This is a genomic window from Pseudomonas taiwanensis DSM 21245 (genome assembly GCF_000425785.1).
Taxonomy (GTDB): Bacteria; Pseudomonadota; Gammaproteobacteria; order Pseudomonadales; family Pseudomonadaceae; genus Aquipseudomonas; species Aquipseudomonas taiwanensis.
Genome location: NZ_AUEC01000019.1, coordinates 33,881 through 53,198, shown reverse-complemented (window position 1 = coordinate 53,198; position 19,318 = coordinate 33,881). Strand labels below are relative to the sequence as shown.

18 protein-coding genes are annotated in these 19,318 nt (G+C 63.2%); 6 read left to right on the top strand and 12 right to left on the bottom strand.

Annotated features, from left to right (window positions below):
• The first annotated feature begins 20 nt into the window (after window positions 1-20).
• The 3 genes from H620_RS0108465 to H620_RS0108455 are packed head-to-tail and all read left to right on the top strand — an operon-like array spanning window position 21 to window position 3,752.
• Window positions 21-1,556, top strand: coding sequence for a GMC oxidoreductase (locus H620_RS0108465; protein WP_049818746.1), 1,536 nt, complete (start codon window positions 21-23; stop codon window positions 1,554-1,556).
• On the top strand, window positions 1,543-2,604 hold the full coding sequence (locus tag H620_RS0108460) for a sugar phosphate isomerase/epimerase family protein (RefSeq protein WP_027907172.1): 1,062 nt from the start codon (window positions 1,543-1,545) through the stop codon (window positions 2,602-2,604). The genes H620_RS0108465 and H620_RS0108460 overlap by 14 nt, the downstream gene beginning before the upstream one ends.
• A complete protein-coding gene (locus H620_RS0108455; protein ID WP_027907171.1) occupies window positions 2,601-3,752 on the top strand; it encodes a Gfo/Idh/MocA family protein in 1,152 nt (383 codons plus the stop codon). Before H620_RS0108460 ends, H620_RS0108455 begins: the two co-directional genes overlap by 4 nt.
• Here H620_RS0108455 and H620_RS25655 read toward each other — a convergent pair.
• Both H620_RS25655 and H620_RS25650 read right to left on the bottom strand, forming a co-directional pair.
• Window positions 3,675-4,643: a LysR family transcriptional regulator gene (locus H620_RS25655; protein WP_023380168.1), complete on the bottom strand. Its 969-nt coding sequence runs from the start codon at window positions 4,641-4,643 to the stop codon at window positions 3,675-3,677. The genes H620_RS0108455 and H620_RS25655 overlap by 78 nt on opposite strands.
• A complete protein-coding gene (locus tag H620_RS25650) occupies window positions 4,625-5,530 on the bottom strand; it encodes a LysR family transcriptional regulator (RefSeq protein WP_023380167.1) in 906 nt (301 codons plus the stop codon). The genes H620_RS25655 and H620_RS25650 overlap by 19 nt, the downstream gene beginning before the upstream one ends.
• Window positions 5,531-5,810: 280 nt before the next feature.
• Here H620_RS25650 and H620_RS0108440 point away from each other — a divergent pair, with 280 nt between their 5' ends.
• Together H620_RS0108440 and H620_RS0108435 are read left to right on the top strand one after the other, a co-directional pair.
• Window positions 5,811-6,437, top strand: coding sequence for a TetR/AcrR family transcriptional regulator (locus H620_RS0108440; RefSeq protein ID WP_023380166.1), 627 nt, complete (start codon window positions 5,811-5,813; stop codon window positions 6,435-6,437).
• 95 nt (window positions 6,438-6,532) lie between these two features.
• Window positions 6,533-7,759: a multidrug effflux MFS transporter gene (locus tag H620_RS0108435; RefSeq protein WP_023380165.1), complete on the top strand. Its 1,227-nt coding sequence runs from the start codon at window positions 6,533-6,535 to the stop codon at window positions 7,757-7,759.
• Between the two features lie 62 nt (window positions 7,760-7,821).
• On the opposite strand, the gene H620_RS0108430 is transcribed toward H620_RS0108435, so the two are convergent.
• The 7 genes from H620_RS0108430 to H620_RS0108400 form a co-directional block, all read right to left on the bottom strand.
• The gene (locus H620_RS0108430; RefSeq protein WP_209439656.1) at window positions 7,822-9,045 is read right to left on the bottom strand and encodes an MFS transporter; all 1,224 of its coding nucleotides are present in this window, start codon (window positions 9,043-9,045) and stop codon (window positions 7,822-7,824) included.
• A 100-nt stretch (window positions 9,046-9,145) separates the two neighbouring features.
• Window positions 9,146-9,538, bottom strand: a complete 393-nt coding sequence (locus tag H620_RS0108425) for a C-glycoside deglycosidase beta subunit domain-containing protein (RefSeq protein ID WP_023380163.1) — start codon at window positions 9,536-9,538, stop codon at window positions 9,146-9,148.
• A gap of 11 nt (window positions 9,539-9,549) precedes the next feature.
• Entirely contained in the window at window positions 9,550-10,560 is a 1,011-nt protein-coding gene (locus H620_RS0108420; protein WP_023380162.1) for a sugar phosphate isomerase/epimerase family protein, read from the bottom strand.
• A gap of 22 nt (window positions 10,561-10,582) precedes the next feature.
• On the bottom strand, window positions 10,583-11,350 hold the full coding sequence (locus H620_RS0108415) for a hydroxypyruvate isomerase family protein (RefSeq protein ID WP_027907169.1): 768 nt from the start codon (window positions 11,348-11,350) through the stop codon (window positions 10,583-10,585).
• A gap of 109 nt (window positions 11,351-11,459) precedes the next feature.
• Entirely contained in the window at window positions 11,460-13,913 is a 2,454-nt protein-coding gene (locus H620_RS25645) for a beta-glucosidase family protein (RefSeq protein ID WP_081669659.1), read from the bottom strand.
• On the bottom strand, window positions 13,906-14,526 hold the full coding sequence (locus H620_RS25640) for an NADPH-dependent FMN reductase (RefSeq protein WP_049818744.1): 621 nt from the start codon (window positions 14,524-14,526) through the stop codon (window positions 13,906-13,908). Before H620_RS25640 ends, H620_RS25645 begins: the two co-directional genes overlap by 8 nt.
• A 16-nt stretch (window positions 14,527-14,542) precedes the next feature.
• Window positions 14,543-15,640 (bottom strand): LLM class flavin-dependent oxidoreductase, encoded by a 1,098-nt coding sequence (locus H620_RS0108400; protein WP_023380157.1) that lies wholly within the window; start codon window positions 15,638-15,640, stop codon window positions 14,543-14,545.
• Between the two features lie 243 nt (window positions 15,641-15,883).
• Between H620_RS0108400 and H620_RS0108395 the strand changes: the two genes are divergently transcribed.
• The gene (locus H620_RS0108395) at window positions 15,884-16,597 is read left to right on the top strand and encodes a GntR family transcriptional regulator (protein WP_023380156.1); all 714 of its coding nucleotides are present in this window, start codon (window positions 15,884-15,886) and stop codon (window positions 16,595-16,597) included.
• Window positions 16,598-16,604: 7 nt separating this feature from the next.
• Here the strand turns inward: H620_RS0108395 and H620_RS0108390 are convergent, their stop codons facing one another.
• The 3 genes from H620_RS0108390 to H620_RS0108380 all read right to left on the bottom strand — a co-directional run bounded on the left by H620_RS0108390 (window position 16,605) and on the right by H620_RS0108380 (window position 19,315).
• Window positions 16,605-17,555, bottom strand: a complete 951-nt coding sequence (locus tag H620_RS0108390) for a PDR/VanB family oxidoreductase (protein ID WP_027907167.1) — start codon at window positions 17,553-17,555, stop codon at window positions 16,605-16,607.
• Window positions 17,556-17,611: 56 nt separating this feature from the next.
• On the bottom strand, window positions 17,612-18,673 hold the full coding sequence (locus H620_RS0108385; protein ID WP_023380154.1) for an aromatic ring-hydroxylating dioxygenase subunit alpha: 1,062 nt from the start codon (window positions 18,671-18,673) through the stop codon (window positions 17,612-17,614).
• Window positions 18,674-18,892: 219 nt separating this feature from the next.
• Window positions 18,893-19,315 (bottom strand): PA0061/PA0062 family lipoprotein, encoded by a 423-nt coding sequence (locus H620_RS0108380; RefSeq protein ID WP_027907166.1) that lies wholly within the window; start codon window positions 19,313-19,315, stop codon window positions 18,893-18,895.
• Window positions 19,316-19,318: the final 3 nt, after the last annotated feature.

Genomic DNA, 19,318 nt, shown 5'->3' with positions numbered 1-19,318 from the left:
ACTCGCGGAGAATTCCAATAATGCGTGACGCGATGATCGATGTAGATGTGCTGATCGTTGGCAGCGGGCCGGTCGGTGCGACGTGCGCTCGCCTGCTCGTCGACCAGGGCCACTTGCACGTGCTGATGGTGGATGCCGGCCCACGATTGACCGAGCGCGCCGGCCTGCACGTTCGCAACCTGCCTGAAGAGGCCCGCGTGGCAGCACAGGTCGCCGCGCAAGGGCCGACCGCCTTCCGCTACGCAGTGCCCAGCATGCCTGAACGCGCCGGCGCTGCCGTGTCGGGCCGCTATCGACTCGAGCATCTCGTGCGCCCCGGCACTCACCTGCCGAACGGAGAACGATGGGGTGAACTGCCTGCCGCCGCTTGCTCGACCAATGTTGGCGGCATGGGCGCGCACTGGACGTGCGCGTGCCCACCGCCGGCCGACGGTGAAGCCATCGGCTTCATCCCCACCGACGAGATGCAAGCCGCCTTGGCGACAGCCAGGGAGCTGCTGCAAGTTACGGCGGCCGCGTACCCAGATACCCCTGTCAGCCAACGCCTGCGTGAACGCCTGAGCAATGCCTTCGCTGAGGTCACTTCGCGCGATCGCGCCGTGCAGCGCATGCCGCTTGCCTGCAGTGCCGAGCACGACCAACGCCGATGGAGTGGCAGCGATACGATTCTCGGTGCCCTGGCGGACGAAGCAGGCAGGCCGGAGCGATTCGAACTACGCCATGACACCGCCTGCCTGCAGTTGCTGGTCAGGCACGACCGCGTGATCGGTGCCCAACTGCTGGACCGCAGCAGCGGCACACGTTACCGCGTCGACGCCAAGACCGTCATCGTCGCCGCCGATGCACTGCGCACCCCGCAACTGCTCTGGGCCTCGGGCATACGCCCCCAGGCCCTCGGCCGCTACCTCAACGATCAGCCCCAGGTCGTGCATGCCGTTCGACTCGATGCCGAGGAATGCGGTATCACCCGCCCTGGAGAGGATGCGACGGTTGGCGTGTACTGGGTACCCTTCGACCGGCAGCATCACCCGTTTCATGGCCAGGTCATGCAGATGGAAGCGTGCCCGGTTGCACTGACGGATGAAGCCCAGGCGAACGTCGAGCACATCGTCGCCATGGGCTGGTTCTGCTGCAAGCAGGACATCCGCGCCGAAGACCGTGTGCGCTTCAGCGAGACCGAGAAGGACTTCCTCGGCATGCCCGCCATGACCCTCGAGTACAGCTTGACCGAACGCGACCTGGCACAGGTCGACAAGGCGCGCGACCTGTTGCAGCGCGCAGGCAAAGCCCTCGGCCAGCCACTGGGTGAAGCACCTTTGATGTTGCCGCCAGGCAGCTCGCTCCACTACCAGGGCACGACGCGCATGGGCGAAGCGGACGATGGCACCAGTGTCTGTGACGACCGCGGCCAGGTATGGGGCTTCAGGAACCTGTTCGTCGCAGGCAACGGCGTCATTCCCACTCCGACGGCCTGCAATCCGACGCTGACCAGCGTCGCCCTCGCCGTACGCGCCTGCGAGCGCATCCTGCAGGAGCACACCCATGGTCACGCTTAAAGGCCCCTCGCTGTTCGTTGCGCAGTTCGTGGGCAATACCGCCCCCTTCGACACCCTGGACAACCTGGCCGAGTGGGCAGCGAGCCTTGGCTACAAGGCCTTGCAACTCCCCTGCGATCCACGCCTGTTCGACCTGCAGCAGCTTGCGCAAAGCCAGGGCTATGCCGATGAGATCCGCGGTCGGTTGGACCGACACGGGGTCGTTGTCAGCGAGCTTTCCACTCACCTACAAGGTCAGTTGATCGCCGTGCACCCTGCCTACGACACGCTCTTCGACGCGTTCGCTCCCCGTGAAGTGCGCGGCAACCCCGGCGCACGTCGGCAATGGGCCAGCGAACAAGTGGCGCTGGCTGCGCGGGCCTCTGCGCGCCTCGGCTTGACGGCCCACGCGACCTTCTCCGGTTCGCTGGCATGGCCCTACCTCTATCCTTGGCCGCAACGTCCGAAAGGGCTGGTCGAGCGAGCTTTCAAGGAACTGGGCGATCGCTGGCGTCCTCTGCTGGACACCTACGACCGGCACGGCGTGGATGTCTGCTTCGAGCTGCACCCCGGCGAAGACCTGCACGACGGAGTCAGTTTCGAGCGCTTTCTGGCCGAGGTCGACCAGCATCCCCGGGCAAAACTGCTGTACGACCCCAGCCACCTGCATCTGCAGCAGGTCGACTACCTGGCCTTCATCGATCACTACCATGCACGGATCGGGGCATTTCATGTCAAGGATGCCGAGTTCCGACCCGATGGCCGCCAGGGTCTCTACGGCGGCTATGGTGACTGGATATCACGCGCTGGCCGATTCCGCTCGTTGGGCGACGGACAGATCGACTTCAAGGCGATCTTCTCGCGCCTGGCAACCTACGACTATCCAGGCTGGGCCACCCTCGAATGGGAGTGCTGCCTCAAGCATCCCGAGGACGGTGCCCGCGAAGGCGCGCGGTTCATCGCAGAGCACATTATTCCCGTGGCGCGCTACGCCTTCGACGACTTCGCAAGCAGCACCCTCGACGCAACGGCGCAATCGCATCTGCTGGGCATAGGAGGCGAGCGATGAGTGCACAGACACGGCGTCTGCGACTTGGCATGGTCGGCGGCGGTGACGGCGCGTTCATCGGTGCCGTCCACCGCATGGCAGCCCGCCTCGACGACCGCTTCGAGTGGGTCGCGGGCGCATTGAGCAGAGATCCCGCACGAGCCGATTCCAGCGCCAGGGCATTGTTCATTCATCCAGGGCGCAGCTACCACGACTGGCAGGTAATGGCGCGCGCCGAAGCGATGCGTGACGATGGCATCGATGCCGTGGTGATCGTCACGCCCAATCACCTGCACATACCGATTGCGTCGGCATTCATCGACCATGGTATCGATGTGATCTGCGAGAAGCCCCTCGCCCGCACGTACGCCCAAGCTCATGCACTGGCCGCGACCGTACGTGCGAGCGATCGCATCTTTGCCGTGACCTATCCCTACAGCGCCTACCCCATGGTGCGTGAGGCGCGCCGATTGGTAGCCGCCGGAGCCATCGGCGAGGTACGCGTGGTCCAGGTCGAGTACGCCCAGGAATGGCTCACGGATCTGTCGCAGAGCCCGCAGGCAACCTGGCGCGATGACCCTGACCAAGCTGGGCCGGCCGGGGCACTGGGCGATATCGGCAGCCACGCCTTGCACCTGGTGGAGTTCGTCAGTGGCCTGGTATTGAACGAAGTCTGCGCAGACCTCGCATCGCTGGTGTCTGGACGTCGCCTGGACGACCAGGTGCAAGCGCTGTTGAGGTTCACCAACGGCGCTCGGGGCGGCCTCTGGGCCTGCCAGGTGGCGCCCGGACAGGAGAATGGGCTACGCCTCCGGCTGTTCGGTAGCAAGGGCGCATTGGCCTTCGATCAACAACAACCCGAGGCGCTGCTGTTCACCGAAACCGGCCAGGCGACGCGCATCATCAAACGCGCAGCGGGCGAACATGCGCGACAACGGGATGCGCTGTTGCGCCTACCCGCGGGCCATCCGGAGGGATACCTGGAGGCATTCGCCCAGCTTTATTGCGATTACGCAGAGCTCTGGCTGGCACGACAAACCCTGCGTCCCGCCGCCTACGCAGCTACCCTGCTACCTGATTTCGACACAGGACTACGCGGTCTCGCCGCTATCGAGGCCATGTTGCGCAGCCACGCCCTGGGTGGCCAATGGGTGAAGCTGGGACACTGAGCGCCCTTCCCCCACTGGCGCTTGCACAAGCTGGGCTGCGCATGTGAGCAACTGCTCGCGCAGCCACGTGTGCGCGGGTTCCTGATCACGGTGTCTGGGCCATTGCATCACTTGCCGGCAACGCGGTGCCTGTTGTGAGGCGTTGAGCATCCGCAGGTTCGGGTAGCGTTGGCAGAACCTGCGCGCGATGAAATCCGGCAGCCTCACGCGCAGATTGCTCGCCCCGAGCAGTGTCGGCAGCGCCAGCAGGTGGTCGGTGCGCCAACCCTCGGTCGACTTCAGCCCAAGGTCCGAAGCGATCACCTCGCAGCCATCGTCTGGATCGACGACAAAGCTCGGCTCGACCGGGCGCTGGCAGACCAGCGTCGCCAGCGGCACGTCGAGCAGCATCTGGCTGGCGTAGGCCTCGTCGTGCTCATCGAATGGGCGGATCAGCACATCTGCGCCATGACGCTGGAAAGCATCCTGGACTGCGCTCTCGCCCAGCTGGGAAATCGACAGCACTTCCAGACGAGCCCCAGGCGCAAGCTTCACCAGGCGTTGATACAGCAGCGGAATGAGAAAACCCGCGTCGAGGTCCGAGCACATCACCTTGAACGATTGCCGGGTATGCGCAGCATCGAATACCTTGTCGCGACGCGCGATCTCGGCCGCTCGATGCACGGCATGACGCACTTTCTCGCGCATTTCCAGTGCCAGCGGGGTCGGGCGCATCCGTCGGCCGTCCGGCTCCAGCAGGGGGTCATCGAAATGCAGGCGCAACCGGGCCAGGCCAGCGCTGATCGCGGGCTGGCTGACGTACAGCTGCTCGGCTGCCCGACTGACACTGCAGTGTTCAAGCAATGCGTCCAGCACGACCAGCAGGTTCAGGTCTAGAGCCCGATAACGCATGGCAGCGCTCCTTTGTCCGGCAGGTTCACACAGCCTCGGATCATCTGACGTACCCAATCGTGCAGTGGCTCTTGTATGGCGCCAGCCCGCCAGGACAGCCGCTGCACCAGCCTTGCGGTGTCGAAAGGCAGCGGCCACACCTGGAGCGGTCTCTGCGTCCTGTACGCACGACTCAGGGACGCGGGCACGCAGGCAATCGCCTGCCCTGCGTCCAGGTAGGTATCAAGGGCCAGGTAACCCGGCACCCACGCACAGATGTCGCGGGTTTCATCGCCCGCGAAGTGCTGCCCCGCCACCCGCAGGTGCGGCAGGCGGTTGAACGTTTCCAGGCTCAGGCCGTCTTGCAAGGCGGGGTGATCGGTCCGGGCGAGACACTGCCACTGCTCATCGAAAAGTGCCTCACTATGGCTGCAGGCGTCGCTGGCGATCATGAAATCGATCTGCTGACGCGCCATCCAGGCATCGAGGTTTTCAGCGCTGCCCCGGGGTGCGGCCAGCAGTTGAACGCGCATGGCAGGCGCTTGCCGGCCCAAAGCCCTGATGATCCGTGGCAGCAGTTGCTGGGCCAGATCGTCGGTGCAGGCAATGCGCAACGTAGCATCGCACTGCGCGGGCACGAAGGCCGTTGATTGTTCGAGCAGGCCGCCCACATCCTGCAACCACTGCCTCACCAAAGGCTTGAGCTCCTGACTAAGCGCGGTGGGCAGCATGCTGTGATTGCCCTTGACCAGCAGTTCGTCTGCGAAATGCTCGCGCAACCTGGCCAGCGACGAGCTGACGGTGGACTGCCCCAGGCCCAGGCGTTGCGCGGCCCTTGAGACGTTGCACTCCTGCAGAAGGATATCCAGCACCATCAGCAGATTCAGATCCAGCCCCTTCAATCGCATGAGCGCGGCCCCTCAACGACGTGAAGACTGAAGATGGAGACACCCAAGCGCATTAGGATCGGACGGCCCTCCTGGTTGCGGCGTTGGCATTCTTGCTGGCATTTCCATGTCGACCTCCTGCACCCGCCTCGGCGAGCGGGCCTTTCTTGTTGTGGGTGGCGAGCAAAGTCGCTTGCAAATAGAACCATAATTCTGGTTCTATGAGTCATACTTAATTGCCTTTTCATGTCCGTCAAGTTTTTCCTTGCGGGCCATCGGAAAAAACTCCAAGCTTGCCACCATGACTACCCCAAACGTACGCCCGCCCCAGCAAGACCGAAGCCGCCAGTCCCTGGAAAAAGTGCTCACCGCAGCGCGACAACTACTGTGCGAAAGCCTCACCGCAGACCTCACGCTGATTGAGGTCAGCAAGGCAGCTGGCGTATCGATCGGCTCGATCTACGGCCGTTTCAAGGGCAAGGACGACTTGCTGCAAGTAGTCTTCGAAGATGCGCTCGAGAAGATGGATCTCGAGTGGCAGTCCTCGATGCGCGAGCTTGGCGCCCGCCAGCTTGACCTCTCGGAACGGTTACCACTGTTGGTGGACACCCTGGCCGAACACCTGGCCCGGCATGCCGCGATCCTCAAGCCATTCATGAACCGCGCCAGCCACGCCGATATCGCCCGTTCAGGCAAGGAATATCACGCCAGGATGGCAGCCGCGTTCATGGCACAGATCAACGCTCACCAGGATGAAATCCGTCATCCAGACCCTGACCGCGCCATCCATTCCTGCTTCCGCATCATCTACTCCTCGCTTGCCCGTTTCCTTGGGCTGGGCTCGGCGGCCGACGCCGCGGGCGAAGGCGACTGGAACCACTTGAAGCAAGACCTGGGCACCATGAGCGTGCTCTTCCTCACCCATTGACCGCCTCCCGCCTCGGCTCAACCGCCGAATCGGGATTGGCACTGCCTTAAATTAGAATTAGAATTCTTGTTTTATCCAATCAGGAGGTTAGCCCCTTGAAGGCGATAGACCCGCATGCACGCGCGTTTCTGATCCTCATGGCCGCCGTGAGCGCCTTGGGTGCGCTAGGAATCGACATGGCGCTGCCGGCCAACGGCAGCACCGCTTCAGCGCTAGGGATCGCGCCGGAGGCGATGGTCTGGTCACTCAGCGTGTTCCTTGCTGGCTTCGCCGCCGTTCCACTGATCGCGGGCCCGCTGTGCGACCGCTACGGCAGAAGGCCGGTGCTGCTTGTCTCGCTGGTGCTGTTCAGCGTGGCCAGCCTGGGCTGTGCGCTGTCGGACAGCCTCGGTACGTTGCTTTCCTGGCGGTTGCTGCAGGGCGTCGGCGGCGGCGCTGGCCGGCCGGTGATCCTGGCAATCATGCGGGACTGTTTCCAAGGCAGCGAGGCGCGCAGCAAGCTGTCGTTCATGGCCGCCCTAGGGATGCTCGCGCCTCTGCTTGCGCCGAGCCTGGGCTCGCTGCTGATCGGGTTTGCACGCTGGCAGATGCTGTACGTGTTCCTGGCGGTTTACGGGATCGTGATCGGGCTGCTGCTCGCCCGTGGTTTCAAGGAAACCCTCAAGGTTCCCCTGCCCCAGCTCAGCCCAAGGTCCCTGGCCGCGGGATACATGAAGGCGCTGGCAGAACCCCTGTTCCTTGCCGGCACCCTCGTTACGTCTGCCTCGTTCGCCTCGATCTTCGCCTACGTCGGTGCCGCCCCCAGCCTGTTCATCGATACCCTGGGGCTGACCCCACAACAATTCGGGCTCACCTTCGGCGCCTGCTCGGCGGGACTGATCGTGGGGGCCGTCAGCAACGGGCGCCTCAGCGCCAAACATGTCGAAGCACACAAACTGCTGCTCGCCGGCGCCGGGTTGGCCGTCGCGGGCTGTGTAGGGCTGGCGACCTGCGCACTCACCGACGCCCGTTCGATCTGGCCCTGGTTGGTCGCCATCCTTGCATTGACGATGTCTGGCGGGCTGGTCAGTGGCAATGCAACGCAAATGGCGCTGCAGCCTTTCCGTCAGCACGCCGGCACTGCCAGCGCGCTGATGAGTGCCATGCAGATGGCCGGTGCATCGCTGGCTGGGGCACTGGTTGCCGCCCTGGCGTCCTTCGGCAGCGGCCTGTCGATGGTGATCGTCTGCGCCCTGTGCCAGGCGTTCATGGTTGGCGGAATCGTCTGGCTACGTGCCCAGTGGCCTTCCAGGGAGAGTGCGAGCGTGGCTGCAGAGTCGTGACGCTGACAAAACAAAGGGCCTCCTGAACAGGAGGCCCTTTGTTTTACTGCCGATAAAGCGTTTCAGGCGGGAAGCTTGCGTAGCGCATGCCCGTGTCCGGAAAGCGAATAGGCGAAGATCGCGGCTGCTAGCACCAACGCCACGCCACCGAATACCGAAAACGGCACCATGATATTGCCCTCAGCCTGCACGCGCAGCAGGTTGACGAACAGTGGGCTGACGAACATCCCGGCGAAGAAGGCACTGGACCACGCCCCCATCGCCCGACCGCGATGCGCAGGCCCCACCAGCGAGGCCACCCAGAAGATCATCGCGCTGACGGCCATGCCGGCACCGACCTGTTGAACCACCGCGCCAACGCCCATGACCATCGGGTTGCGTGCCTGCCCGATAGCGATCATGCCCGCACCGATCAACGCCAACGTGACGGTGAGCACACGCTCCGGCGTGGTCCGGCTGGAGACCCAGCCGAACAGCAATGCCCCCAGCGGCACCGCCAACGACGCCAACGACATCAGCATGCCGATGCGCTGCGGCGATGCGCCGTCCAGTGCATGGAACGCGGTACCGGCGTTGATGGTGTAGACGTAGTACACGACGGCAATGACGAAGGTGGTCAGGCAGATGGTCGCCATGCGCAGCCAAGGGAAAACGCTGTCGTCGATCAGCGGCTCGTCATCGTGGCGGGTATCGGCATCGGGCTCGAACATCCATACCTTCATGGCCAAGCACAGCGGGAAGGCGATGGAGTAGATCCAGAACGCGCCATTCCAGACCAGGGCGGTCAGGTAGCCAGAGCTGGCGATGACAGCGGCGGCGAGCGAAGGCCCGACGAACCCTTGCAGCGCCAGCCAGAAGCGACGACGGCGGACATTGAAATAGTTCACCAGCATGGTGTTAGCCAGCGTCAGTACCACGGCCTCCGCCAGACCCACGCCCAGACGGCTGGCGAAGATCAGCGTCAGCGACTGGCACCACAGCGGCATGGTACCGCACACGCCGAACAGGAATGTCGCACCGATGAGCAGACGACGACGCCCCAGCCGGTCGGCAAGCAAGCCGGCAAAAGGCGCCACGAAGGCGATGACCAAGCCCGGTGCGGTGATCATCAACGGGATAAGCACCTGCGCATGGGCGACAGGCGCGAAGTGCTCGATCAGCGTCGGTACAGCCGGTGCCAGCGAGACAATAGCCAGAATGGGCAGGAATCCGGTCAGCACCATGATCAGGCCTTGCGCCACCCCGGCGCGTGGAGCGGTTTGAGCAGCAGAAAGGGGAGTTCCCACGATCTTCTCCTTCATTGTTCTTGTGGAGATCAAACGGACTGGGCACGCAGCAAGGCGAATCGGGAAGGCCCGACTCGCCCGCGTTCAGGACAGGTTCAGTTCATTGCGTCAGCGCGACATCCGCCTCGCACGTCGTGGTGGGCACGAACGGCAGGTAGGAAATCCGCAGCTTCTCGGCAAGCTTCAGGCGATGCTTGCCCTCGGCGAGGCCGCCGGGCTTGAGCACGATCAGCTCGGCTTTCTCACCAAAATTCCAGCGGTCGTCGTACACGGTTTCCAGCTCATCCAGGCTCCAGCTGCGGCCCCTTACGCTAAAGCGAATCGCACTGCGTTCGATCGCCTCGCCGTCCACGCTGATAGCGATGTCTTCGATCATCGACAGGCCCAGGCCGCGGTAATACGGCAAACGCGCGAGGAAGCGGAAGCCGGTGACCTTGCCGCCTTCGATGACATTGTTGAAGCCTTCCTGGCAAATCATGTGTTTATCGAACATCGGGGCTATCCTCAGGCGGCCAAAGCGGCGGGCAGATCTTCGTTCAGCAGTTTGCAGAACATGCGGTGTTGCAGGCGAACCTGATGCAGGCTGTCGACTTCGAAGGCGTCTTCCACCCAACGGTTGCCCTCGTACTCGGAACAGACATAACCCTCATAGCCACCTTTTTGCAGCACGCGGAAGATCTCGTCATACGGGATCGACCACTCTTGCAGCGACTCGGTCATCTCGTAGAACTTGGCGTGGATATTGTGGATGCGCGGCATGAAATCGAGCATTCGCTTGGGTTCGAACGCCGCGTTGTGTCGCAGGGTCTCGGCCATCGCCAGTTGCGGGCCCGGCCCCCATTTCTCCATGACGTCCAGGATGACGTACTCGCTGAGGCGGCGGTCTTCGTAGCTCTTTTCGATGAAGTCGGCGGCAGCGACCGGGCAGCCATTGCGGATGAACCGCTCCTTCCAGACCCGCGGGAAGCGATCGAGAAACATCCCCATGTCCGGCAAGAAGCCCAACGCCTGGGTACCGGCGCGCTCATAGGCTTCGGCGTGGCGGATGATCCAGGGATGGTCGAAGTGCAGCGGAGCATGAACTTCAAGGAGAATCTTCAGCCCCAGTTCTTCGGCATAAGGTGCGGCGGCCACCAAGACTTCCGGGTCGACCGAGACCAGCGAGCGGATGTATTTCATGCCCAGGCGCGCACCGAACTCCAGGTCGTTGCGCACACTGCGAACCTGCTCTTCGAAGGGCATCGGCCGCCCTTTGTAACGCTTGTAATCGAGCATGAAGTCGTGGCTCACCGGCACGGTGCCGTACTTCTTCATCAGGTGATGCCAATGCTCGATGGCCGTGTCGGCCACGCCCTGCTCCGGCCAGCCCGCGAAGCTCTGCTCACCGATGATCTCGATACCCAGTGCCCCCATCTGCGCGCACTGGTGGATGCAATCGGCCAGGTCCATCTTGCCGAGGAAGGTTTCGTTCTGGAAGCTGTACAGACTGACGCCGCGTTTGATCTTGTTGTTCATGGCATTTTTCCTGGAGTGGCTGTTACAGGCCGGTGGCTTGTCGCACGGTGGCCAGCGATTGCAGGGAAGGCAGGGTGGGCTTGTACTCGAGGCCGATCGCTTGCCGGTACCCCAGCGTCTCGAGCCGTCGCAGCACATCGTCCCAGTCGAGTTGCCCGGTGCCAGGCTCATTGCGCCCTGGCAGGTCGGCGATCTGCACGTGGCGCACCAGGTGCATGCGGCCGCGCAGCACATCCTCCAGCGATTCATCCATCACGCTGGAGTGGTACACATCGAACAGCAGCTTGAGGTTCGGACTGTCGACCTCCTCGATGATGTCCAGGGCTTCGCGGGTGTCGTGCAGGAACATACCGGGGTGGTCGATACGGGTGTTGAGTGGCTCGATCAGCAACTCCACGCCGGCCTGTTCGGCCAGGTGGGCGGCGTTGCTCAGCGCGTCGATGGCGGCTGCGCGTTGCTCGGCATGCGACACGCCCTCACGGGTGAAGCCAGAGGCCACGATCAGCGGAGGCGAACCGACCTTCTGGCTGGCCGCCAGACTGTCGCGCACCGCTTCGATGAACTCGGCATGCTGCGCCGGATCGACCAGGCTTCGTCGCGGATCGACGCAGAAGCTGGTCAAGGTCACGCCGGTTTCACGCAAGGCGTGCGCTACCTGGTCCATGGGTTTGTCGCGCCACAGGTGAAACTCGACATGGCTGAGCCCGGCGGATTTCGCCGCACGGATGCGATCGGCGAAATTGGGACAGTCATCCTGAAAGAGCCATTCGATACAGGCTGATGGGTACACGTCTTACCTCCTTGTAGGGCGGTTCCTGACCGCCATTGTTATTCTGAACGAGGATTCTTATTCTGATTGTCTGGCAGTGAGCCACAGCACTCGCGCCACTGCACATCATTTATCTCGTGAGCGGCCTATCGCTGGCTTGGATGGATTGATCGAACAGCGAATGCCATGCGCCCGCCTCCACGCCGCCCTTCTCATCGACCTCAAGCGCCAGCTGCAGCCAGCCGTCAGTGCTCGAAGCGCCCAGGGTCATGCGGTAAAGCCCAGGTTGCAGTCGCCACCGCTGCTGCTCGCAATCCCAACGGGAAAAACTGCGCGCCTGGAGCACCAGGTCGACAGCGGCCCTCCCCGTCGCGGGAACGTCCACCGCCGCGAAGGCCTCCAGAGAATATCGCCTGTCCTGGCCTTCTTCGGGGGGGGCCAGCAGGTAGAGCTGGGGAACAGCCTTGCCCTGGCGAGACGAGTTGTTCAGCAACCCAAGGCGCACGCTCAGTGTCTCGACGTGCTCCCCGGACAACTGGGCCACTTCAGGCTCGATCGATGCATAACCCAAGCCATGGCCGAAGGGAAAGGCAGGCGTTAGCGAGTGCGCCGCAAAATGGCGATACCCCACCCACCAACGCTCGTGGTAGTGCACCTCACCCGCCGGATCAGGCGTGAGAGACCAGACCGGATAATCCTGCTCCCGCTCAGCGAAGGTCACCGGCAACCGCCCACCTGGCTCGAGATCGCCTGCCAATACCGAGGCCAGTGCAGGCCCGAAGGCCTGCCCCGGATACCAGGCGACGATGACAGCGGCGGCGTGCTTCAGGCAGGCCGTATCGACCGGATGCCCCACATTGAGCACAACGACCGTACGCGGATTGACCTCGCAGACCGCACGAACCAGGGTTTGCTGTGCGGCGCTGAGCTGGGTGGTGTCGCGGTCGACGCTTTCCAGCCCCGCATCGGCGGTCTCCCCCACCATGAGCACGACGCTATCCACCTGCTGCGCCAACGCCACGGCTTGCGCGAGCAGGTCATGTGACTGAGGTGCTCGACAGCCGAACCACAGGCCATGCGCCAGACTTCGGCCAATGTTCATCGAGAATTCAAGCGAACACTGCTGGCCCGCCTCCAGTATCACATCGACCCAGGTGTGTGGGCTCTGCATCAACTTGCCCATGATGTCACCGGACAAGGTGACGCCATCGAAGCTGGCATAGGCCTGCCCGTTGATGGAGAGGCTGACCTCGCCCGTACCGCCGAGGAAGAAGCGATACACACCACTGTTGGCCACTTGCATGACCGTGCTAGCCGTAACGTTGGCAATGCCTTCGAGCGACAGAAGATCGCCCACACCGGGCATGTCCTTGAACCAGACCAGCGAAGAAGCATGGCGCGTTTCCTCGTGCACCAGGTGCCCTTCGGCATCGCGGAACGTCACGCTCAGGTCCAGCGGCTCGCGGGTCAACGGGGGAATCCGGTACTCGGCGACCACGCCTTCGGCATACACCACCTCGTGGAAACGTGCCGTGATCGAGGTGACCGGCATTTCCGTCGCCGGGTCGAGCGCTACCTTGGCGAACGTGCCACCTTGGAAACAAGGCTGGATCGCGTTGGGGCCGATGACCGCGATGCGCTTTTCCTTATCCGGCCGCAACGGCAACAGGCCGTCGTTGCGCAACAGCACCATTCCAGCCGCCGCCGCCTCTTTCAGCACCTCGATGCGCTCCGATTCGGCAGCGACGCTGGCGTCATAGGGAAGCGGGTTGTCGACTCGACCAGCAAGGCGCTGCAGGCGTTCGACGGCATCGACCAGGCGTTCGCCGATCGGCGCAGCGACGTCCAGCGCCGCGCCCATATGCCGGGCAGGGCCGGGCATTTCCAGGTCCAGCCCTGCCGCCAGGCTAGCGACGCCGTCGTGGGTGCCAAACCAGTCCGACATCACCAGTCCGTCCCAACCCAAGCCCTGCTTGAGCCAGCCAATGGCTTGGCCAAGCTCGGCACAGCGCACCCCATTGACGCTGTTGTAAGCCGTCAACATGCCCCACGCTCCCTGCCTGGCCGTGTGCTCGAACGGGCGGAAATACACCTCCCGCAGGGTCTGTTCGTCTACCGTCACGTTCATGTTGCGCCGGTCGGTTTCCGAGTCGTTGCACACCAGGTGCTTGATCACCGACGCCACCCCACGGGACTGCACCCCTGCAGCCCAGGCCCCACCAAGATTCGAGATCAGCAGTGGGTCTTCGCCGAACAACTCGAAGGCCCGGCCCGCCAACGGGCTACGCATCAGGTTGAGATTGGGCGCAAGGATGCCCTGGATTCCCAGACGCAGCGCCTCGTCGCCCACCACCTGGCCGACCTTGCGCACCAGCGCCCCATCCCAACTGGCCGCCAGCGCCAGACCGCACGGTGTCAGCAGCGCAAGATCGCGCTCATCCACCCGCCCTCCAGTGATGCCCATCGGGCCGTCGGAAAAACGCACGGACTTGAGCCCGATTGCCGGCAGCGGATGAGTCGACCACATATCCTGCCCGGCCGTGAGGTGCGCCACCTGGCGCCAATCGAATACTGGGCTACCCATGGCTGAACCTCTGCCCTGCCCCCTGACGCTGCTGCACCAGCGCAAGGCTCTGCTCTGCCAGTGTGGCCAACGACGCCGCTATCTGCTCATGGGTGCAACGGCCCTCGGCGTCGAACAGCGCAGCGCCGGCAGTGTTGAGCGTTACGCCCAATGGCGTTGGCCAGCCCCGCAGTGCATGGACGATGGAGCGCAGGGCTCCCAAGGTGGTGTTACACCCCTGCCATCCGGCCGCTGTGACGATGCAACCCACCGCACGGCCATCCAGGTAGACGCGGCGATCCTCACGCAGGTCTTCCAGCAGGTCGATGGCGTTCTTCACCAATCCGGAAACGCCGCCGTGGTACCCGGGTGTTGCGAAGATCACACCATCGGCGGCACGCACCGCCTCGATCAACGCCACCTCGGCCGGGGTGCGCTCGGTCACCTGCGGATCGAAGCTTGGCAAGGCAGAGAGCTCGGCGCCACCGAACAAAATGGTCCGTGCGCCCAACTGCCGCGCGCGCTCCAAGGCACAACGCAGAGCCTTCTCGGTGCTGGACCCCGGCCGGGTGGTGCCGCCGATGCCGACGATCAGTGGCCGATCAGCATCATGCAATTGAACAGTACGTTTCATGACTCAAGCCTCCGGCTCAACGAAATTGCGGCATGACTTCGCGGGAGAACAGATCCAGCGACTGGTTGGCAAAGCCGATGCGCTGCTCAGTGAGCGGCCCATTGGTGAAGCCCATCAGTACGTTGCCGATGCCAAGCTGCTTGTGCTTGTGCAGTTCTTCGGCGACCTGCTCCGGTGTCCCGTGCAAGCACCAGGTCTTGATCCATTCCGGGCTGAAGCAGTCAGGGTGTGGGTGCAGCGAGACGCCGCTGAGCACTTCGGCGCGCTTGTTGTAGTGGTACTCGCGGTCGATGGCCTGCTTGTAGGCCTTGAGGATCTGCATGAGCTCCTCTTGCGCCTGCTCCGCACTAGGGGCCAGGTGCACGCATTGGTAGGTATGTGTGGTCCAGGACAGGCAATGTGCGACGACCTCCGGCGCATGACCGGCTTCGTGCAGCGCGTCGCGGTAGCGGTGGAAGTACTTGGTCAGCTCGGTGAACGGATCGGCACTGGCCGCCACTGGCGGGGTGAACGCCGGAATGAAGGCTGGCCAGCCCGAGTCGGCGGCCCGCTGCATGCTGGTTTCGCGCAGCGCCACCGGCATGATGCGGTTGAACTTCTTCTGGTAGGCCGTCGGCACGATGCGTTGCACGACGGCGCCCTTGTAGTGCGCGGTTTCGAAGGAGATTGGGGCGTCTTCCAGTTCCTTGTCCCAGAGGCGCTGGACCAGGTCGAGATTTTCCTGCAGCAAGGCCGAAGCATGCTTGTAGTTCACACCGAAGCCAATCATCTCCTCCGGTGTGGTCCCGCTGCCCACCCCCACCAGCAAACGCCCATCGGTCAACTGGTCAAGCAGATTCACCCGCTCGGCGAAACGCACCGGATGGTGCAGTGGCACCGTGGTGACCGACATGCCGAAATGTACTCGCTTGAGCTGCGCTGCCAGGTAGGCCGCGAACATGAACGGGTCGCTGGACATGGGGGCGTAGCCGGTGAAGTGGTGATCCGGCATGAACACCGCGTCGAAGCCCAACCGTTCGGCAGCGCAGGCATGCTCTACCAGGGCGTCCATGACGAAACGGTCTTGTTCAGGGGCGGTCGAGCGGCCGACCAGGAATGCTGAGAAGCGCATCATGTGTGTCCTCTTATTGTCATGATGAGTCGCTGGGCGAGGGCTGGGAGGCCGGCGGTACCGATTCGAACCCCGCAACAGAATTAGAATTCTCGTTCCAGTTTCGAGAGAATAGTCAGCAATCGCCGCGCGCGTCAATGCATCGACCGAGGAAAAAACCGTCGACCCGGAGGCTGCCCTGCCAGCACCGCGCACGCCTGTGCTCGTTGCGTTACCATGGCGGCTCATTCCCCGAGGTCGCCTGCAATGAGCAAACATGGCCAGACCATCCTGGTCGCCCTGCGCAAGATGATCGCTTCCGGTGAGTTGGCCGGCGGTGAGCGCTTGATGGAAGTTCCCACGGCGGAGCGCTTCGGCGTTTCGCGCATGCCGGTGCGCATGGCGTTTCGTACCCTTGAACAGGAAGGCTTGCTGGTCCGCCATGGCGGCAAGGGCTTTCAGGTTCGCGCACTGAGCGTCGAAGACCTTACCGGCGCCGTCGAGGTGAGGGGTGTACTCGAGGGCCTGGCAGCACGGCAGTGCGCCGAGCGCGGCCTGGACGCCAAAGCCATGGCCACGCTCAAGCAATGCCTGGACGAGGGCGACGCGCTGTTCGACAAGGGCTACATCACCGAGCAGGACCTGGCGGCCTACCACGACCTGAACGTGCGCTTGCATCAGGTAATCATCACCGGCAGCGGTAACCCGGCAATCGCCGAGGCACTGGCACGCAACGATCATCGGCCATTCGCATCGGTGTCGGCGCTGGCCTTCGACCGCGACGACATGGCCCGCGAATACCGGCGCTTCAACTTTGCCCATATGCAGCACCACTCGCTGGTCGACGCCTTGCGCAACCGTCAGGGCGCGCGCGCCGAAAGCATCATGCGCGAGCATGCCAATGCCACGCTGCGCTACGCCGAGGTGTTCGGCGCAGCCAGCACGGCAAGTGGCGTCCAGGTGATTTCCAGGGGCGACTAGACGCCCGTTACAGATCGAGCACCAGCATGGTTGTCCTAGCCCGTGAGCAACAGGGTGTGAACTGATCGTTGGCCGCCTGCTCGTCTTCGGTCAGGTACAGGTCGCGGTGTTCTGGCACGCCTTCCAGCACCCGGGTCAGGCAGGTACCGCATACGCCCTGCTCGCACGAAACGGCAATCGACACGCCATGACGCTCCAGCACCTGGACCACGGTCTTGTCTGCTGGGATCTCGAATACCTGACCGGTGCTGCCGAGCTTGACCGAAAACGCTCCGTCATCGCGGGTGTCGACCGGCTCGGCGGCGAAGTACTCCCGATGCAGCCGGGCATCTGGCCAACCGTGGCTGCGGGCACTGTCCAGCACATGCTGCATGAACCCACCGGGGCCGCAGACATACAGATGGTCCTGCGCCCCAGGGTTTGCCAACACCTGCTCCAGGTCGAGCCGCGTGTTTGGATGCGCGTCGAAATGCAGGTGAACCTGGCTGGCATACGCGGCGCTAGTCAGACGCTCGAGAAACGCCGCTCGCTCGTGGGAGCGTGCGCAGTAATGCAGTTCGAACTCCTCGCCCTGGCTCCACAATTGCTCCGCCATGCACAGGATCGGGGTGATGCCGATCCCGCCGGCAAACAGCAGACTGCGACTGGCCTTGGGGGCCAGGGCAAAGAAATTGCGCGGCTCACTGATCAGCAGGGACTGCCCCGTCACGACCTGCTCATGCAGGCAACGGGAGCCACCGCGTGAAGCAGCGTCGTTGAGAACGCCGATCAGGTAGCGATGGCGTTCCTGGGGGTGGTTGCACAAGGAATACTGGCGCACCAGCCCTCCTGGCAGGTGCACGTCGATGTGCGCCCCGGCGCTGAATGCGGGCAGCGGGTTGCCGTGGGCGCAGCTCAGTTCGTAGCTGCAGATACCTTCAGCTTCACGGGTACGGGATGTGACGACAACTTCAATCATGGCTCACCTTCCATTGACGGCCACCCGGTGGCCGTGCTGGACATCGACAGGGACGGTTACTGCGCGGTAGCGATCAGCTGTGCTGCGACGCCAGCCTGCTCCTGAGCCACCAACCGCTCCAGGATGCGTCGCGACTGCACGCCGCCTGCGTCGATATTGAGCTTGAGCAGAGTGCGCTGTGGGTTGGCGAGCAGGTTGGCTTGCTGCTGCTCGAGCATGTCCAGGTCTTCGCTGAAGATCTTCCCCTGCCCTTCCCGGATGCTGTCGGTCAACGCCTGGTCCTGCGGATTGAAATTGCGCGCCATGCCCCAGAAGTACCAGATCGAGGTCTCGGTTTCCGGCGTGATGAAGTCCACAACGATGCTCGACGCCTTGTGTTCGGGCGCTGCGTCATAGCCTCCCTTGCCCGCGAGCGCCACGCCCACTTCGATCAGTACGTGACTCGGCGGAGTGAAACGGCAGATCTGCCAGCGATCCACCGGCAGGTCGTCAGGCAGATGATTACCCCGCAAGGCCATGCGCCAGAACGGCGGTGCCATGATGTTTTCCATGTGCCGGGCCGTGACGACTTCGTCGCCATTGACCGTTGTCACCGGAGGCGCTTCATCGATCTCCTTCTGGCCGATGCTCGAAGCATGCACGTAGGTTTCATGGGTCAGGTCCATCAGGTTGTCGATCATCAGGCGATAGTCGCACCTGATGTGGAACAACCCACCGCCGTAGGCCCATTCTTCGCTCTCGGCCCACTCCAGGTGGCACAGGGTCGCGGGATCGGCCAGTGCCTGGTCGCCGGGCCAGACCCAGACGAAACCGTAGCGCTCAACCGTGGCATAGGCCTTGTTGCATGGGAAGCCCCGTACCCGCTGGCCAGGCATTTCGAGGGTCTTGCCATCGCAGCCCATGACCAAGCCATGGTAGCCGCAGACCAGGTTGCCGTTCTCGACATACCCCAAGGACAAGGGTGCGCCGCGGTGCGGGCAGAAATCCTCCACGGCGCAGACCTGGTCCTGCTGCCCGCGGTAGAACACCATTTTTTCCCCACAGATTTGTCGGCCTAACGGCTTCTCGGTGATTTCATCAGGGGTGCAAGCCACATACCAGGCGTTTTTCGGGAACATTTGACTCTCCGGCTATTTATTTTTGTGGATCCATTAACTGATACAGAAGCGAGAAAAGTCAAATTATTTAGGCAATGGAAACTTTTTGTGGATCCACAAATCGCATCAAAGGTCATGTTCCTCAGCTAAACGCACGCGCGCGCCCATGCCCTCACAGCGAGCGCGACAACAGGAGCAAGGCGTGGATTCAGGGCGGGGGCAGATGGCCAGTGCACCACCTCAGGTGAGGCAGTAGTACTCACTGGCCTGGGCAACGACCTCATGCTTGGCGTTGAACAGCCGAGCCTCGGGGGTGAACGCCATCGAGCGGCCTTCGAGCACGTAGCGCTGGCCGGCCTCGAAATGCGCGTAGTGAAGCGTCAGGTAACAGACACGGGTGGAAGGACCGCCCATCATGCTCATGCTACCGCCACCGGCCACTTCGAAATCGAACCGTACGATCAGCTCATGGCTGCCAGGGGCGACCTCGAAGAAGCGGCCATCGCGCAGGCGCTGTTTGTCCAGCCGCTCGGCCAGCAGCAACCTGTCATTGGGAAACGGTGTGGAAAAATCGACCCAGGCCTTTTGCGGGTCTGCCACCGGCATCGGAGCCTGGCAGCCCGCGATGACGCTGGCAACGAGTAACAGCACTAACCTGCGCATGCT

What these genes read in the sequence shown, in the direction of transcription:
- H620_RS0108425 (WP_023380163.1), bottom strand. Translation starts at nt 9,538, where the DNA reads ATGTTCGATAAACACATGATTTGCCAGGAAGGCTTCAACAATGTCATC.
- H620_RS25645 (WP_081669659.1), bottom strand. Translation starts at nt 13,913, where the DNA reads ATGGGTAGCCCAGTATTCGATTGGCGCCAGGTGGCGCACCTCACGGCC.
- H620_RS0108460 (WP_027907172.1), top strand. Translation starts at nt 1,543, where the DNA reads ATGGTCACGCTTAAAGGCCCCTCGCTGTTCGTTGCGCAGTTCGTGGGC.
- H620_RS0108390 (WP_027907167.1), bottom strand. Translation starts at nt 17,555, where the DNA reads ATGATTGAAGTTGTCGTCACATCCCGTACCCGTGAAGCTGAAGGTATC.
- H620_RS0108440 (WP_023380166.1), top strand. Translation starts at nt 5,811, where the DNA reads ATGACTACCCCAAACGTACGCCCGCCCCAGCAAGACCGAAGCCGCCAG.
- H620_RS25640 (WP_049818744.1), bottom strand. Translation starts at nt 14,526, where the DNA reads ATGAAACGTACTGTTCAATTGCATGATGCTGATCGGCCACTGATCGTC.
- H620_RS25650 (WP_023380167.1), bottom strand. Translation starts at nt 5,530, where the DNA reads ATGCGATTGAAGGGGCTGGATCTGAATCTGCTGATGGTGCTGGATATC.
- H620_RS0108455 (WP_027907171.1), top strand. Translation starts at nt 2,601, where the DNA reads ATGAGTGCACAGACACGGCGTCTGCGACTTGGCATGGTCGGCGGCGGT.
- H620_RS0108385 (WP_023380154.1), bottom strand. Translation starts at nt 18,673, where the DNA reads ATGTTCCCGAAAAACGCCTGGTATGTGGCTTGCACCCCTGATGAAATC.
- H620_RS0108420 (WP_023380162.1), bottom strand. Translation starts at nt 10,560, where the DNA reads ATGAACAACAAGATCAAACGCGGCGTCAGTCTGTACAGCTTCCAGAAC.
- H620_RS0108395 (WP_023380156.1), top strand. Translation starts at nt 15,884, where the DNA reads ATGAGCAAACATGGCCAGACCATCCTGGTCGCCCTGCGCAAGATGATC.
- H620_RS25655 (WP_023380168.1), bottom strand. Translation starts at nt 4,643, where the DNA reads ATGCGTTATCGGGCTCTAGACCTGAACCTGCTGGTCGTGCTGGACGCA.
- H620_RS0108380 (WP_027907166.1), bottom strand. Translation starts at nt 19,315, where the DNA reads ATGCGCAGGTTAGTGCTGTTACTCGTTGCCAGCGTCATCGCGGGCTGC.
- H620_RS0108465 (WP_049818746.1), top strand. Translation starts at nt 21, where the DNA reads ATGCGTGACGCGATGATCGATGTAGATGTGCTGATCGTTGGCAGCGGG.
- H620_RS0108400 (WP_023380157.1), bottom strand. Translation starts at nt 15,640, where the DNA reads ATGATGCGCTTCTCAGCATTCCTGGTCGGCCGCTCGACCGCCCCTGAA.